The 15,259-nt window shown below is 65.5% G+C and carries 15 protein-coding genes and 1 tRNA gene; 6 read left to right on the top strand and 10 right to left on the bottom strand.

Annotated elements, in window-relative coordinates; all coding sequences use genetic code 11:
- Positions 1 to 2 precede the first annotated feature (2 nt).
- Positions 3 to 1,502, top strand: a complete 1,500-nt coding sequence (locus AC1DJW_RS07030; protein WP_284750962.1) for a SulP family inorganic anion transporter — start codon at positions 3 to 5, stop codon at positions 1,500 to 1,502.
- Positions 1,503 to 1,592: 90 nt separating this feature from the next.
- Here AC1DJW_RS07030 and AC1DJW_RS07025 read toward each other — a convergent pair whose 3' ends face one another.
- Genes AC1DJW_RS07025 through AC1DJW_RS07010 form a run of 4 tightly spaced genes read right to left on the bottom strand, consistent with a single transcriptional unit; the run spans position 1,593 to position 4,885 of the window.
- The gene (locus tag AC1DJW_RS07025) at positions 1,593 to 2,213 is read right to left on the bottom strand and encodes a LacI family DNA-binding transcriptional regulator (RefSeq protein ID WP_284750963.1); all 621 of its coding nucleotides are present in this window, start codon (positions 2,211 to 2,213) and stop codon (positions 1,593 to 1,595) included.
- Positions 2,214 to 2,216: 3 nt separating this feature from the next.
- Positions 2,217 to 2,972, bottom strand: a complete 756-nt coding sequence (locus tag AC1DJW_RS07020) for a LysR family transcriptional regulator substrate-binding protein (RefSeq protein WP_476901033.1) — start codon at positions 2,970 to 2,972, stop codon at positions 2,217 to 2,219.
- A 48-nt stretch (positions 2,973 to 3,020) separates the two neighbouring features.
- Positions 3,021 to 4,085, bottom strand: a complete 1,065-nt coding sequence (locus tag AC1DJW_RS07015; protein ID WP_476901032.1) for a sulfate/molybdate ABC transporter ATP-binding protein — start codon at positions 4,083 to 4,085, stop codon at positions 3,021 to 3,023.
- Entirely contained in the window at positions 4,082 to 4,885 is an 804-nt protein-coding gene (locus AC1DJW_RS07010) for an ABC transporter permease (RefSeq protein WP_284750965.1), read from the bottom strand. The genes AC1DJW_RS07015 and AC1DJW_RS07010 overlap by 4 nt, the downstream gene beginning before the upstream one ends.
- 133 nt (positions 4,886 to 5,018) lie before the next feature.
- Between AC1DJW_RS07010 and AC1DJW_RS07005 the strand changes: the two genes are divergently transcribed.
- The gene (locus AC1DJW_RS07005; RefSeq protein WP_284750966.1) at positions 5,019 to 5,468 is read left to right on the top strand and encodes a DUF5997 family protein; all 450 of its coding nucleotides are present in this window, start codon (positions 5,019 to 5,021) and stop codon (positions 5,466 to 5,468) included.
- Between the two features lie 146 nt (positions 5,469 to 5,614).
- Positions 5,615 to 6,232: a hypothetical protein gene (locus AC1DJW_RS07000; protein WP_476901031.1), complete on the top strand. Its 618-nt coding sequence runs from the start codon at positions 5,615 to 5,617 to the stop codon at positions 6,230 to 6,232.
- Between the two features lie 26 nt (positions 6,233 to 6,258).
- Here AC1DJW_RS07000 and AC1DJW_RS06995 read toward each other — a convergent pair whose 3' ends face one another.
- The 5 genes from AC1DJW_RS06995 to AC1DJW_RS06975 all read right to left on the bottom strand — a co-directional run bounded on the left by AC1DJW_RS06995 (position 6,259) and on the right by AC1DJW_RS06975 (position 12,641).
- Positions 6,259 to 6,945, bottom strand: a complete 687-nt coding sequence (locus AC1DJW_RS06995; RefSeq protein ID WP_284750968.1) for a GntR family transcriptional regulator — start codon at positions 6,943 to 6,945, stop codon at positions 6,259 to 6,261.
- A gap of 42 nt (positions 6,946 to 6,987) precedes the next feature.
- Positions 6,988 to 8,721: an acetyl/propionyl/methylcrotonyl-CoA carboxylase subunit alpha gene (locus AC1DJW_RS06990; protein ID WP_390281545.1), complete on the bottom strand. Its 1,734-nt coding sequence runs from the start codon at positions 8,719 to 8,721 to the stop codon at positions 6,988 to 6,990.
- Entirely contained in the window at positions 8,718 to 10,334 is a 1,617-nt protein-coding gene (locus tag AC1DJW_RS06985; RefSeq protein WP_476901030.1) for a 5-oxoprolinase subunit B/C family protein, read from the bottom strand. Before AC1DJW_RS06985 ends, AC1DJW_RS06990 begins: the two co-directional genes overlap by 4 nt.
- Positions 10,331 to 11,089: a LamB/YcsF family protein gene (locus AC1DJW_RS06980; protein WP_476901029.1), complete on the bottom strand. Its 759-nt coding sequence runs from the start codon at positions 11,087 to 11,089 to the stop codon at positions 10,331 to 10,333. The genes AC1DJW_RS06985 and AC1DJW_RS06980 overlap by 4 nt, the downstream gene beginning before the upstream one ends.
- 160 nt (positions 11,090 to 11,249) lie before the next feature.
- Complete coding sequence (locus tag AC1DJW_RS06975; protein WP_476901028.1) at positions 11,250 to 12,641, bottom strand: flavin monoamine oxidase family protein; 1,392 nt, start codon at positions 12,639 to 12,641, stop codon at positions 11,250 to 11,252.
- A 139-nt stretch (positions 12,642 to 12,780) separates the two neighbouring features.
- Between AC1DJW_RS06975 and AC1DJW_RS06970 the strand changes: the two genes are divergently transcribed.
- Positions 12,781 to 13,455 (top strand): TetR/AcrR family transcriptional regulator, encoded by a 675-nt coding sequence (locus AC1DJW_RS06970; protein ID WP_284750973.1) that lies wholly within the window; start codon positions 12,781 to 12,783, stop codon positions 13,453 to 13,455.
- 125 nt (positions 13,456 to 13,580) lie between these two features.
- Here AC1DJW_RS06970 and AC1DJW_RS06965 read toward each other — a convergent pair.
- A tRNA-Leu gene (locus tag AC1DJW_RS06965) sits at positions 13,581 to 13,663 on the bottom strand.
- Between the two features lie 361 nt (positions 13,664 to 14,024).
- Between AC1DJW_RS06965 and AC1DJW_RS06960 the strand changes: the two genes are divergently transcribed.
- Both AC1DJW_RS06960 and AC1DJW_RS06955 read left to right on the top strand, forming a co-directional pair.
- A complete protein-coding gene (locus AC1DJW_RS06960; RefSeq protein ID WP_390281540.1) occupies positions 14,025 to 14,768 on the top strand; it encodes an FhaA domain-containing protein in 744 nt (247 codons plus the stop codon).
- A gap of 5 nt (positions 14,769 to 14,773) precedes the next feature.
- Positions 14,774 to 15,256 (top strand): FHA domain-containing protein FhaB/FipA, encoded by a 483-nt coding sequence (locus AC1DJW_RS06955; protein ID WP_284751097.1) that lies wholly within the window; start codon positions 14,774 to 14,776, stop codon positions 15,254 to 15,256.
- The last annotated feature ends 3 nt before the right edge of the window (positions 15,257 to 15,259 follow it).

Genomic DNA, 15,259 nt, shown 5'->3' with positions numbered 1-15,259 from the left:
CCATGACACCCGAGCAGCTCCAGTCCCTCCGTTTCACGCTGCGCTCACCCCGCAGGCTCAAGACGGAAGCATTGGCCGGCTTGGTGGTGGCGCTTGCCCTCATTCCGGAGGCCATCGCGTTCTCCGTAATCGCCGGCGTGGATCCACGGATCGGGCTTTTCGCGTCCTTCACCATGGGAGTCACCACCGCGATCGTCGGCGGCCGATCTGCCATGATCTCCGCGGCCACCGGCGCCGTCGCACTCGTGATCGCACCAGTCATGAAGGACCACGGGCTCAACTACCTGATTGCCACGGTGATCCTGGCAGGCATCTTCCAAATCGTCCTGGCGGTCCTGGGCGTCACGCGGCTGATGCGCTTCATTCCGCGTTCGGTGATGATCGGGTTCGTGAATGCCTTGGCCATCCTGGTGTTCATGGCGCAGCTGCCTGAACTCCTAGGCGTTCCCTGGATGGTCTATCCGATTGTGGCCGTCGGGCTGCTGATCGTCTTCGGTTTGCCCAGAATCACGACGGCGGTGCCCGCGCCTTTGGTGGCGGTCGTCGCCCTCACAATCGTCACGGTACTGGCCGGAATCAATGTTCCTACGGTGCATGACAAGGGCGAACTTCCCAACAGCCTTCCCGGTTTCTTCCTGCCCAATGTTCCTTTGACCTGGGAGACCTTCCAGACGATTGCACCGTTTGCTTTGTCCATGGCGCTGGTGGGCCTCCTGGAGTCCCTCTTGACGGCCAAGCTCGTGGATGACATCACGGATACCCGCTCCAACAAAACCCGTGTTTCTTGGGGCCAAGGCATCGCCAACATCGTCACCGGTTTCCTGGGTGGCTTGGGCGGCTGCGCCGTGATTGGCCAGACCATGATCAACGTCAAGGGTTCGGGTGCCCGCAGCCGGCTGTCGACGTTCCTGGCCGGAGCGTTCCTGTTGGTCCTTGTGGTGGCGCTCGGGGACGTGGTGGGCATGATTCCGATGGCCGCTTTGGTGGCCGTGATGATCTTCGTATCCCTCATCACCTTTGACTGGCATTCGATCCGGCCCACGACGCTCAAGCGACTGCCGAAGTCCGAGACCGGCGTCATGCTCGTGACGGTGGCCGTGGTGGTGGCCACGCACAACCTGGCCATCGGGGTAGGAGCGGGCGTTCTGACGGCCATGGTGCTGTTTGCGAGGCGAGTGGCCCATTTCGCCACTGTGGAGCGGAGCGAACTCGAGCTCAACGGCCGGACCGTGGCGAGCTACACGGTGGACGGCGAGTTGTTCTTCGCCTCGTCCAATGACCTCTACACGCAGTTCGACTATGCGAAGGATTCCTCGGAGGGAATCGACCACGTGGTCATCGACCTGCATGCCTCGCACATCTGGGATGCTTCCACCGTTGCCGTACTGGATTCCGTGACCGAGAAATACCGCAGGCACGGCCGCGAGGTGGAGCTCATCGGCCTCAACGCGGCGAGCGTCCGGATGCGAGAACGGCTGGCAGGCAAGCTCAACGCAGGCTAACGTCCCCCGGCCCACCCAACTCACTCGCAGTTGTTGTCGTTATGAGCCGCCAAAACGACAACAAACGCGAGTCAGTTGGGCTCGGGAAAGCTACGGAGTCTTGAACTCCCAAGGCGCGGCCTTGGTGGTTCCCGCGCCAATGGTGCGTCCGGCGAGCCGGTCCAGAAGCAACGTGATGGCTCCTTCGAGGGCTTCCGGTTCCGGAGTCCCGCCCGCGGATCCAGGGGCCAGGACATCGAACCCGGCAGGCTGCATCGTGTCCGAAATGATGACCTGGGCTACTCCGCGCCGGGCCAGCTCCCCCACTGTGAGGTCAAGGAGGGTGCCGGGTGGAAGAGCCCCGATAATGGCGCCGTCGGCACCGCCGGAGAGCATGAACCGCCGCCATCCCTCGCCGATGAGGATCACGGGCTGGTAGCCATGCTGGGGCAAAATGCGTGCCGCCGCAGTCGCCAAGGCCCGGTCCCACGGCCACTCAAGGTCGCCGATGGCGATCGCCACGAGGTCGGTCTTGCCGCGGCGCATTCCGCGGGCGGCCTGATTGGGTACGTAACCCAGTTCCTTGGCCGCGGCTTGGACACGCTCTTGTGTTGCTTCGCTGATGCGGGTGGTGCCACCAAGGCGCCCGGACAAGACGTAGGACACGGTGGTGAGGGAAACGCCGGCGCTTTTGGCGACGTCCCGGATGGTCGGCTTGGCTCCAAGTCCCATGGCCTAGCGCTTTCCTTTCTTGCGGGAGCCCTTGCCCCTGCCCTTGTCCGGGTTCGGGGCATAGCGCTGAGCCACTGCAGGCTTTTTGGCACCGGTCCCGCGCCGGTCCGGCTTGGGTGCCCTCTTGGGCTTCTCTTGCTGCGCCGAAGGCTGCCGCGAACTCTGCGCGGTCCGGCCCCGGACAATGCCAATGAATTCCTCGATGACCTCGCTCGAGGAGTCGCTCGGCCAGGCAAGGGCGATCTGCGTCCCTTCGGCCCCGGTCAGGCGCCGCGCTACCGTGTCCTTGACGTTGAAATGCCGGGCCACGGACATCGGCAGGATCACGACGCCGGCACCCGAGGCCACCACCTGCATGGCCATCTCCGGCCCGCCCATTGCGGTGACATCCAGGAAGTTCTCCTCTGCGAGATCCTCCAGCGCCACCTCTTCGAACGCCGAGATTTCGTGGCCCTTCGGGGCCACCACCACGGGCTGCTCTTCGTAGAGCGGAATGACGTGGAGTCCATCGCGATCCACGGGTAAGCGGACAAAGCTGAGATCCGCGGAACCGTCGCGCAGGACCTCCAGCTGCGCGCCGTCGTCGGACATGAACGAGTGCAGCGGAACATCGGGCATGCGTTCTTCCCAGCGCCGGATCCATTTCCCGGGCGTCACGCCGGCGACGTAGGCGAAAGTCAGCCCCTGGGGGCCGCTTGTTTCAGCGTCGGAGGCGCCGGGGACGCCGACGGCGGGCAGGGATTCTTGATCGGATGGCACCAGTTCACAGTACCGCGCGGGCGGTAGCCAACCCAGCGCCGGCCCAGGCTATGCCGCGTAGACCTGGACCGCCGTGGCCTTGACCACAAAGTAGACGCGCGATCCGGGTTCCAGTCCCAGCTCGGCGGACGCGGAGGGCGTGATGTCCGCTGCCAGATCGCCAGCCCGGACCCTGATGTGGTCCCCGTGCGGTTCAAGATCCGTGATCGCAACGGGGAACGAGTTGCGCGGGCTTCCGTGGGCGGCATCCAGGAAGATGGAAACGGCCGACGGTGGGAAGGCCGCGACGCCGGGCTCGCCCGGTTCCGCTTCGTCATCGAGGTGTCCCGCAACATGCAAGCTGGGCAGCTCCGCGTTGGCGAAGGTCCTGAGTCCGTCCTCCGTGACGGTGCCCGCCATGAGGTTCACCCCGGCCAGGCCCGCGGCGAATTGGCTTCGTGGACGCCGGAAGACCTCACGGGTGGCGCCTTCCTCCACAATCCTGCCCTTGTCCATGACGATTACGCGGTCCGCGAGCATGAGCGCGTCCAAGACGTCGTGGGTAATGATCAGGGCCCGACGCCCGGACAGGACGCGTTTCAGGAGCCGGCGCAAGTGCGGAGCGGCGTGGATGTCCAGTGCGGACATTGGTTCGTCAAGAAGCAGCAACTCGGGACTTGCCGCCAGCGCGCGGGCCACCGCAACACGCTGGGCTTGTCCCCCGGACAGCTGCCCGGGCTTCCGCCCGGAGTACTCCATGACGTCGACTTCAGCTAGCCAGTGCCGCGCGGTTTCGCGTGATTCCGCCCGGGAAGCGCCTGCGCTGCGCGGGCCGAAAGCCACGTTGTCGAGGACGCTCAGGTGCGGGAAAAGCAGCGGTTCCTGCGCCAACAGCGCCGTACCGCGAAGGTGAGGAGGGGTCCATACCCGGCTGCCGCCGTCGAGGTTGAAGAGAACCTGGTCCCCGAGGCGGGCAGAGCCGGCATCCGGGCGCACGAGTCCCGCCGCGACGGACAGGAGCGTCGATTTTCCGGCCCCGTTGGGTCCGAGGATCGCCACGGTTTCCGCTTGCCCAAGGCTTAATGACACGTCGAGGTTGCGGGCCCGAACGGTGGCGTCAATGTGGAAACTCACGCGGCGGCCTCCGCGGGAATGTCCGCGCGGTGCGGACGCCGGTAAGACAGGCCGACGACGATCACAGCCACCGCGACGAGAACCAGTGAAAGCGCGACGGCGGCGTCCGCGTCGGTCTCGCGCTGCAGGTAGATTTCCAGCGGCAAGGTCCTCGTGACACCTTGCAGGCTCCCCGCGAAAGTCAGCGTGGCCCCGAACTCGCCCAGGCTGCGGGCAAAGGACAGTACGGCCCCGGACGCGAGCCCGGGGAGGACCATGGGTACGGTCACTCGCCGCAGGATGGTGGTGGGGCGGGCGCCGAGCGTCGCGGCAACGGCTTCGTAGCGGTTGCCGGCCGTCCGTAAGGCGCCTTCGAGGCTGACTACCAGGAACGGCAGGGCCACGAACGTCTGGGCGAGGACCACCGCCGTCGTCGAAAAGGCGATCTGGATGCCCGCGAGCTCAAGGCTCTTCCCCAGAAGACCCTGCCGCCCGAATGTGTAGAGCAGCGCAATGCCGCCCACCACCGGCGGCAACACCAGGGGCAGGAGGACGAAAGCGCGGAGGAGCCGCTGCCCGCGGAAGGGCCGGCGGGCAAGGACGAGGGCCAAGGGGATGCCCAAGACAACGCAGAGCGCGGTGCTCGCTGCCGAGGTACGGAGGCTGAGCCCTAGGGCCGTCAGCGAGGAATCGGAGGTCACCAGCGGGATGAACTGCGCCCAATTGACCTTTGCGACCATGGCAGCCAGCGGCAACAAGACGAACAGGCCGCCCACTGCCGCAAGGCCATAGACCCACCGTGGAATCCCGCTGAAGTTCATCAAGGCCTGCGGTACGCCGGGGCTTGCGTCACCGGGACTTTCCGGGCGGCCCCGGCGACTCTTATGTGCGGCATGGATTCATCCTAGAACAGAGGCTGTGCCACTTCCCTGTGGGGGCGGATACCCTTGAACCATGACCTCTGCAAACTCCCAGTCCATGAAGCCGGCCACCGTTGCCAAGAAACTTGGCATCTACCTGCCTGCAACACCCCAGGAGTTCCAGGATTCGGAAATCACCCGCGCCGATTTCGCCGAGCTCCAGGCCAACGCCCCGGAGTGGCTCGCCGAGCTACGCCGCACGGGTCCGCACCCGCGTCCCGTGGTGGCACAGAAGCTGAATATCTCCATCAGCGGCCTCGCCCGCGGCGGAATCACGGATCCCCTGACGACGGCGGAAATCACCGAACTGCTCGCAGCTCCCCCGCAGTGGCTCGTCGTCGAGCGCGCCACGCACGCAGCCGTGCGCTCCGAGGCAAAGCGCATCAAGGAAGAAGCTGCCAAGAAGGAAGCCACGAAGGACGCCAAGACAAACGCCGCTGCCAAGCGGGACGCGCCCAAGGCATCCAAGCGGGACCACGCTTAAGCTCCAACCGGACTTCCGCAGGAAGGCAGGACACCCCGGGGTGTCCTGCCTTCCTGCGTTGAGGAGCAAATCGGGCTCTCGCCTCCAGGGCTTCCTCGGCGCATACTGATTTCAAAGGGGTGCGCATTCGCGTGGAGGTGGTCCGATTGCCCGCCACAACTGGAATCCAGCTGACGTTCTGGGAGATCGGGCTGTGGGCGGTTTTGCTCATGTGCGCAGTGGCCTTTACGGTCGACACCGTCCGAAAAGCGGTCATCCACGGAGCCCCCGACGGCGGCCGCCTCGCCTTCCAGGGGCCCCTCGGCCACCGCGACCGGGACCTCGTCAAAGAGCCGGACGCCACCTTCTGGAACATCTTCGCCGGACTCGTGGTGATTGTCCCCGCAGTCCTCATCCCCGCGTTGGCCTCCCCCGCCGTCGGGCTCTTGATGCTCTTCCTCGGCCTAGCTGCCGCGGTTGCCGCCTTTGCCGTCGGCCGGAAACTGGAGCAGAAACGTCAAAACCGCAGCGGTTTCACGGAAGCGGCAGCCCGTCACGACGCCCTCCTGGCCCGCTGGCAAAGGTATGAACTGGATCCCGCCAAGGGCATCGACTTCCCCGGCATGAGCGACGTCAACGTTCCGCAGACCGCCGCCTTGGTCCGTGCACTGCAGGAAGCCCAACGCTGCCGTCTCACTGCGGGGACGGACTATGCCCGCGCGGTCCAGCAGTTGGACACCGCGATGGCCGAAGCCGAAGCGGCGGCGGGTGCTTCCGCGCCGTAGGCCGCGTCGCGCCTGTTTCGTGCACCTTATGGAATTGCCCCGATGTGCACTAGGAGTTCGTGCTCGGCACCGTCGAGGTAGCGGCGCAATTCGGCTGCGGCCTCTTCGCGCTCCCCGTTGCGGATCTGGGCAACCAAGGCGGCGTTGCGTTCAACGTAATGCCCGTGGAAGTCGGGGGTGGTGGCCATGGCGTGGAAGACCAATCGCATCTCGGCAAGCACTTTCTCCATCAGTGCGTCCAGGGAGGCGCTTCCGGACAACGACACCAGGGCCTTATGCAGTTCCTGGTTGGCGTCCGCCATGCCGGCCACGGATCCTTCCGCGAGGGCGGCCCGGGCTTTGTCGACGATGACGTCCATGGCGTCTAGGGCTCCCGCCGGGACATCGCCCCACAACACGGCCGCCGGCTCGATCAAGCGGCGCACCCGGTAGATTTCGCGGACGTCGTCCGCTCCGGGAGCGGCTACGAACACGCCGCGGTTGGGGATGCGCTGGACCACGGATTCACCCGCCAGGACGGTGAAGGCCTCCCTCAGGGTGTTCCGGGATACGCCGAGCGCCTCGGACAAAGCTTGCTCGGAGAGCTTCGTCCCGGGCGGCAACAGGCCATCGGAGATGCGCTGGCGAAGCTGGGCGGCAACCCACGCTCCAGTGTGGGCGTGGGTGGCGTGGCCGGCGTCGGCGATTCCTTGAAGCGCTGCGTTCATGGGCATGTCCCAAATCTACCGAACGGCGATGCCCCCGCAGGCGACCCCTCAGCCGATGCTCGCGATCACCTCTCCGCGCCCGACGGCGGCGCCCGGTTCGTGCGGACCCCGCGCCACGGTGCCGGAACGGTGGGCCGGGACAGTGGTTTCCATCTTCATGGCCTCCAACACGGCCACGGGTTGACCGGCTTCCACGGCTGCCCCGTCCTCAACCAACCACTTCACCAGCGAGCCGGACATCGGCGAGGCCAGCCCGGCGTCGTCGGCCACAACCGGAGCCGGGGCAGCAGAAACGGAACCGCCGCCGCCGTTCATCAGCGCTTCGAACAAGCGAACGGGTAGCCCAAGTTGTACCGCTTTACCGTCCAACTCCACCGTGAACGTGCTTCGTTCGGAGCCTGGGGCCACGCGGGCGATCTCCGGAGAGGCGGCCAGCTCTTCGGCGAACTCGGTCTCGATCCACGTGGTGTAGACGCCGAGCTTGTCCTCCGAGGTGAAAGCCTCGTGGCGGACCACGGCCCGGTGGAAGGGAAGCACGGTGGGCAAACCCTTGATCTGCATCTCGTCCAGGGCAACCCGGGCGCGGCGCAGGGCCTGCTGCCGGTCCTCGCCCCGGACGATCAGCTTGGCCAGGAGGGAATCGTATTCTCCAGGAACCACTGAGCCGGATCGAACCCCCGAGTCCACGCGGATGCCCGGACCGGTGGGCGCCTCGAACGCGTCCACCACGCCGGGGCCCGGCAGGAAGCCGCGGGCAGGATCCTCGGCGTTGAGGCGGAACTCGAAGGCGTGGCCTTTCGGCTCCGGGTCTTCCGTCAGGGAGAGGACTCCGCCCGCGGCGATCCGGAACTGCTCGCGGACCAGGTCCACGCCGGAGGTTTCCTCGGTGACAGGATGTTCCACCTGCAGGCGCGTGTTGACCTCCAGGAAGGAGATGGTGCCGTCCACGGCCACGAGGTATTCGACGGTTCCCGCACCGTAGTATCCGGCCTCGCGGCAAATGGACTTGGCCGATTCGTGGATGAGCTTGCGCTGTTCAGGGCTCAGGAAGGGTGCGGGGGCCTCCTCCACGAGCTTCTGGTTCCGACGCTGCAGGGAGCAATCGCGGGTTCCGAGGACCACCACGTTGCCGTGCATATCGGCCAGGACCTGCGCCTCGACGTGCCGTGGCTGGTCCAGGAAGCGCTCCACGAAGCATTCGTCGCGTCCGAAAGCCGCCTTGGACTCACGCACGGCCGATTCGAATGCGTCCTCGATGTCCTCCAGGCGCCGCGCAATCTTGAGCCCTCGGCCGCCACCGCCGAAAGCAGCCTTGATGGCCACTGGCATACCGTGCTCCAAGGCGAACGCAAGTACTTCGGCGGCGTTGGCCACAGGTCCGTCGCTGCCGGGAACAAGGGGGGCCCCGGCGCGGACGGCGATCTCGCGGGCGACCACCTTGTTTCCCAGTTCCCGTATGGACTGCGGTGCCGGGCCGATCCATGTGAGGCCCGCGTCGATCACGGCCTGAGCGAAGTCGGCGTTCTCGGAGAGGAAGCCATATCCGGGGTGCACGGCGTCGGCACCGGCGCGGCGGGCGACGTCGATCAGCTTGGCGATGTCCAAGTACGTCTGGGCGCCGGTGGAACCTCGCAGTGCGTAGGCCTCGTCGGCGAACCGCACGTGGAGGGCGTCGGCGTCGGGGTCCGAGTACACGGCAACAGACCGCAAGCCCTCGTCTGAGCAGGCGCGGGCAATCCGCACGGCGATCTCGCCGCGGTTGGCGATCAGGACCTTCTTCATGGCTGGGTTCCTTCGGAGACAGCGCCGGCAACGGCAGGTTCATGTGGTTCAAGGGTTGCGGGGTCCACGATCGTGAACCGCACGCGGTGGCCGGGCGGCAATTGCGCCGCCGTCGGCAGGTCTTCGGGTACGACGACGGCAATCACCGGATACCCGCCGGTCACCGGGTGGTCGGCCAGGAAGAGGACGGGATGGCCATTGGGCGGCACTTGGAGTGCGCCGGCAACGGCGCCTTCGCTGGGGAGCTCTGCCGTCCGGTTGCGTTCGATCGTCACGCAGCCGACGGGCTTGAGCCGGACGCCGATCCTGTTGGACTGCTCGGTGGTGACCCAGTCCTGGCCCGTGAGCGACCCGAGGGCGCTGGAATCAAACCAGTCGTCCCGGGGGCCCAGGGTGATGCGCAGCTCGGTAAAGACGGCTCCTAGCCGCAGCGTGGATTCCTCGGGAGCGCCGACCATCTGGAACAGCGGCGCTCTTCCCACGGGGAGCCGGGTCCCGGCCACCAAGCGTGCGGGACCGATTCCGGACATCGAGTCGCTTGAGCGGCTGCCGAGCACCGGATGCACATCAATCCCGCCGCGGACGGCAAGGTAGCTGCGGGCCCCGAGCGTCGGTTCCCCCAGGTTAAGGGTTTCGCCGTCCAGGAGGACGAAGGGAGCGCACATCGCGGCGCAGCGGGCCGGATCCCCCGAAGCATCGCGGATTTCCAAAGGGACCACCGCCCCGGCAACAGCGAGCACCTGGTCGCCGACGGCCCGGACCGAGAGTCCGCCCAGCACCGTTTCCACAACCGCAGCACGGGCTTCGTTGCCCACCAAGCGATTGGCCTGACGCGTCGATTGTTGGTCCACGGCGCCCGCGGCTGAGACTCCCAGATCCCCTAGTCCGGGGCGCCCGAGGTCCTGGACCAGCGATTGAAGTCCGGGTGAGTCCACAACCAAGGCGGGTCCGTTGACTTCGCGGGCTGCCGGCGGTGCCGGAGTCAACGCGATGGCCTCTCGGACCGCCACATACCGGACCCGGTCTCCCGGACGAACAAGCGCCGGTGACTCCCGCTCGAGATCCCAGAGGACCGCCGTCGTGCGCCCGATCAGTTGCCAGCCGCCCGGGGACTGCCGCGGATAGACGGCGGAAAACGCCCCGCCGAGCGCCACGGAACCGGCCGGAACGGAGGTACGCGGCGAGCTGCGGCGCGGAACGTCGAGGCTGTGGTTCTCGCCGAGCAGGTACGTGAAACCCGGGGCGAATCCGCCGAAAGCCGCGATCCAAAGCTGGCCGGTGTGCGCGGCCACGACGCCGTCCCTGCCCAGACCGGTGAGCATGCCCACCTCGGTGAGGTCCTCGCCGTCGTACACCACTTCGATGGTGACGTCGCGGGAACTGTCGTGTGGCACCGCTCCCAGGTCAACATGCCCGACGGCGGTGCGCGCCGCGAGTGCCTCGGCGTGCGTTCCGAACTTAAGCAGTACGGTGGCTGCCGCGGCGACCGCATCAAGCTGGCCGGGCAGTGGCTCGGCAAGCAGGCGGGAATGAAACGCCAGCACGGAAGGGAGGTCGGAAAGCTCCACCAGCAAGGCGCGCGGGCCCGCCCAGCGTATTCCCGTGAGGCTCATGCGAAGCTCCGTACGGTGACCCCGGCGGACTCGAGTCCCGCGCGGACAGCGGCTGCCATGGCCACGGCGCCGGGAGTGTCTCCGTGGACGCAGATGCTTTCTGCATGGACGTTCAGGGTGGAACCGTCGCGGGCCACAATCTTGCTTTCCGTTGCCAGACGGACCATGTTCTCCGTGATGGCAGCGTGATCGTGAAGCACGGCGCCTTCTTCGCGGCGCGATACGAGGGTGCCGTCCGGGTTGTAGGCGCGGTCAGCGAATGCCTCGGCTACTCCCCGAAGCCCCTTCGCTTCGGCTTTGGCGAGTGCGACGGAGCCCGGCAGGAGAAGGAGCGGGAGTCCGGGACTGAAGGAATGGACGGCGTCGACGACTGCCTGGGCATGGACCTCGTGGTGGACGATCGTGTTGTAGAGGGCGCCGTGGGGCTTGACGTACTTGATCTCCGAGCCGGCAGCACGGGCCAGGGCTTGAAGCGCGCCGAGTTGGTAGAGGACGTCGTCGGCCAGTTCCGTTGCGGAGCAGTCGAGGAAACGGCGGCCGAAGCCCGCGAGGTCCCGATAGCCCACGTGGGCACCGATGGCCACTCCTGCGGCGACGGCCTCACGGCAGGTGCGGGCGATGGTGCTGGGATCTCCGGCATGGAATCCGCAGGCCACATTGGCACTCGACACGTAGCCGAACACCGCAGCGTCGTCGCCCATGGTCCAGTTGCCGAACGATTCTCCGACGTCGCTGTTGAGGTCAATAAAAGGCATTGTGATCCCCGTCTCAGGTTGAATACCTCACCATCATGCCTGAAACGGGAAGATTGTTCAACAATCTTGGTGGCGGGACCGACTGCCCGGATTCCAAAAGTGAGGCCTCGACCCTTTCAACGAGCGAAAGAGCCGAGACCTCACGTGTGGATCGGATCGACTAGGAGACCGGTACCGCAGCGACACGGTTGTTGGCGGTGACGATCCGGGCGGCCGTTGCCTGGCCCATCCGGACTGCGCCGTCGACGTGCTGGTAGCCTTCCGCAGCCAGATCGGAGGAGGACCAGTAGATGGGTCCAACGTTGGCGTGTTGGTCCTTGCCGTAGCGGTGCAAACCACCCAGGTCGTAGCTGGCCGCGTAGGCCCCGCGGGTCCATTCTTCGGAACCCCAGTCGGATTCGTAGTAGACCTCGGCGTCCAGGGCCTTTTCGCCCAGGAAGCCCGCGATGGACTCAAGGACCTTCTTCTTACGGTCCTCTGCGCTGAGCTCGAAGACGGCGTCTGCCTTTTCGTCCGAGATGAAGCCCACCAGGGTCCCGCGGGTGTCTCCATGGTTCGTGTTGTCATAGACCTCCTGAACCAGGGCGTCGGCGCCGAAGCCCGTGCCGGACAGGCCGTCTTCGCGCCAGAACGGCGTGCTGTAGACAGCGTGGACTTTGATGACCAGGCCCAGGGACTGATGCTGGTGCATCTGGTGCTGGCGGCGCGGCAACGGCGGGTTGTAGGACACGCGGGAGTACAGGTTCGGCGGGACAGCCATGATGACGAATCGCGCGTTGACGGTTGCGCGCTCGGACTCAACGGTGACGCGATGGCCTTCACCCGCCGGCTCCCAATTGATGGTGCGGACCGGGCTGTTAAGTACGACGTCGTCACCCAGTTCCGCGGCGATCAGCAGGGAGACCTGCTGCATGCCGCCAATAACCCGCTTGTCCAGGATGAAGTCTTCGTCCGTCAGGTTGGAGAAGGAGCCTGCCGAAGCCGCCATCAGCACTGCTTGCAGCGCAGAGAAGGCGTGGGCCGGCTTGGTCAGCATGCCACCGGCGATGAACAAGCCGATGTTGTTGCAGGCTTCCTCGTCCGTGGAGTTCTGGCGCAGCCAGTGGTGGAAGGAAATGGTGTCCAATTCGCGGGCCTTGGGGTGGGCCCAGGGCTCCTCCGGGCCGATCTCGGCGGCGAGGCCGTCCAAGATGGCGGTGAGCTTGTCCATCTCGGCTGCAGTGGTTTCGCTCACCGGGAAGGAAGCCCCGGTGTAGCGGGTGCGGCTGCCGTCAGGTGCGAGGTAGACAGATTCGCCGTCGCGGTAGCGGGAGTACATCTTCAGGCCCAGTTCATCCAGGAGCCCGATAAGGGCGGTCTGGTCCGGGGACACCCATTGTCCACCGATCTCCAGCATGGCCCCGTCAATGGTGTCGGTCCACGTGCGGCCGCCGACGCGGTCGCGTGCTTCAAGCACGGCAACACTGAGCCCGGCCTTCTTCAATTCGCGTGCGGCCGTCAACCCCGACGGACCAGCACCGACAATTACGACGTCGCGATCAAGATTCAGCATGATGTCCTTTCTGTGGCCGTCCCCGTTGGCTGACCAATAAATGAATGACGTTCATTTATCTCAACTGTAGCTGGCTTGGCCCCGACTGTGAAGACCCAAATGGAATAATGCTGTGACACAGTCTCCAGAAAGGTCAGCGATGCCTGAACCCACCCCCGCTCCCGGCGAGACCAAAGCGCGCCGCAGGGCAGGTCGGCCAATGGCGGCGGTCCTGGACCAGGACGGCATCACTGCAGCTGCGCTGGAACTGATCAGCAAGAAGGGCTACGACGGCCTCACTATGGCCGCACTCGCGCGCTCCCTGGGTGTGGCGCCGTCGGCCCTCTACAACCACGTGTCCTCCAAGGATGAAGTCCTCAAGCTCGTCGAAGAGGACCTGATGTCGAAGGTCGACTTCGGCGGTTTCAGCACGCTGCCCTGGGAGGATGCCGTCCGGCAATGGGCTTATTCATACCGCGGCATTTTCGCGAGGCACACTCCGCTGATCTCGGTGATCGCGGTTCTTCCCGTGACGGACGCACCCCAGACGCTCGCCATGTACGAAGCCGTCACGGAGGGATTCCTCCGCGCGGGTTTCCCGGAAAAGCAGATCATCCCAAGCATCGTGGCCCTCGAGGCCTATATCTTCGGCGCCGCTTTCGACGCGAACGCGCCGGCGGACATTTTCGATTCAGGCCGCTTGGCCGACTCCACACCGCACTTCACGTCGGCGGTCCGCAGCCTGGGGCCCGAGCGGAACAACTACCCGTCCGACCTCGCGTTCAGCATGGGCCTGGATGCGCTGATCACCGGGCTCGGGGCGCTGCGCGGGTAGCCCAACTCACTCGCATTTGTTGTCGTTATGAGCCGCCAAAACGACAACAAATGCGAGTCAGTTGGGGGTTACGGGTGAGTTAAACAAAGGAACCCCGGTCAGAGACCGGGGTTCCTTGAATTGCGTGCGCGAGGGGGGATTTGAACCCCCACACCCTTTCGGATACTGGCACCTGAAGCCAGCGCGTCTGCCGTTCCGCCACTCGCGCGCAACTTCCTTCGCCCGGGCCGCACCAGGTTTCCCCGGCCTCACCCCTGCGAAAGCAGCGAGATCAAGCATAACGGACAACGCGTTGAAAACGCCAATCGGCCAAGGACTGGGCCGTAAAACCCCGGGATGCCGCGGATTGGCGGTCCCCACATGATGCGGAAATCGCGCAGGAAGCGTCCCGAAATGACGCAGGCAGGCGAACTTTTCCGGCGTTCCAGGCGTTGTGGAATAAGGCCTTTCACAGTCTTGCCCAGTAGTATCGGGGTTGAAGACAGGCTTCTTGCGTGCGCTCCGGCCACTGCGGGGATTCGTCTTGGCTACTGATACTGCAGAGTCAACGAAACGGAAGGAGAAGGACCATGGGCTTGCTCGACAGGGTTGAACGTGGCATCGAAAAGGCCGTCCGCGGCGTCTTCTCTACCGGTTCGCGGGCGCGGGTGGAACCGGTGGAGATAGCCAGCAAGCTTCGCCGTGAACTGGACAATAAGTCCATCACCATTTCGGCCGGCCGTACCTTGGCTCCCAACGTCTTCGACGTCCTCTTGAGCAATGAAGACTTCGCTCGCGCCCAGGACTGGGGAACCCCCTTGGCCGAAGAACTGTGCGACGTCGTCATCCAGCACGTGCGCAGCCAAGGTTACATCCTGCAGGGTCCCGTACGGATCTCCTTCCGTCACGACGAAGCCCAGCGCGAAGGCCACTTCGAAATCACGTCCAGCACTGAGAAATCCAACGGGGCTGCCGCGCCCGCTGCCCCTCGGCCCGTTGTCCCCGCCGCGCCGCGCCGCGAGCCCACAAGGCTCCAGCCTGTCCTGGACATTGGCGGACAGCGCTATTCCCTCAATGCACCTTCTGTGGTGCTGGGCAGGTCGTCCGAGGCCGACATCCTTGTGGACGATACCGGCGTTTCGCGCAAGCACTTGGAAATCCAGACGGCGGACGGGATCATCCGCGCCGTCGACCTCGGTTCCACCAACGGAAGTTACGTCAACGGCCACAAAGTGGACGGCAGTGTGGAACTTACTGACGGATCCACCATCACCATGGGACGGACCAAGATCATTTTCAGACTTCTCCCCCAGCCCTCTGGTGGGCGCCCGTGAGCGACATCAGCGAACTGACAATCACCGCGCTCCGCTTCGGCTTCCTCCTGTTGCTGTGGGTACTGATCTTCAGCATCGTCTCGACCATGCGTCGCGATCTCGTGATCGGCCGCAAAGCGGCCATGGGAACTCCGACGGCGCGCGAAGTACGCAAGCATCCTGAACTCGCCCCCGCGCCACCCCAGCCAGTGAAGCAGCAAGCGCACCAGCTCGTCGTCGTCGAGGGACCGCTCAAGGGGACCACGCTTCCTCTGGCCGCGAGCCCCATTCTGCTGGGCCGCGCACAAGAGGCCACGTTGGTCCTTGAGGATGATTACGCTTCGGGCAGGCACGCGCGCCTGTTCCCCCAGGGCAGCCGATGGTTCATCGAAGACCTCGGCTCCACGAACGGCACCTACCTCGCCGACCAGCAATTGACCCGCGCCCTGCCGGTGGAGCTTGGCGTCCCCGTGAGGATCGGCAAGACGGTCATCGAATTGAGGGCGTAGCCC

The sequence above is a fragment of the Arthrobacter sp. 05L417 genome (assembly GCF_056397865.1).
This window is presented reverse-complemented; position numbering and strand designations above follow the sequence as displayed.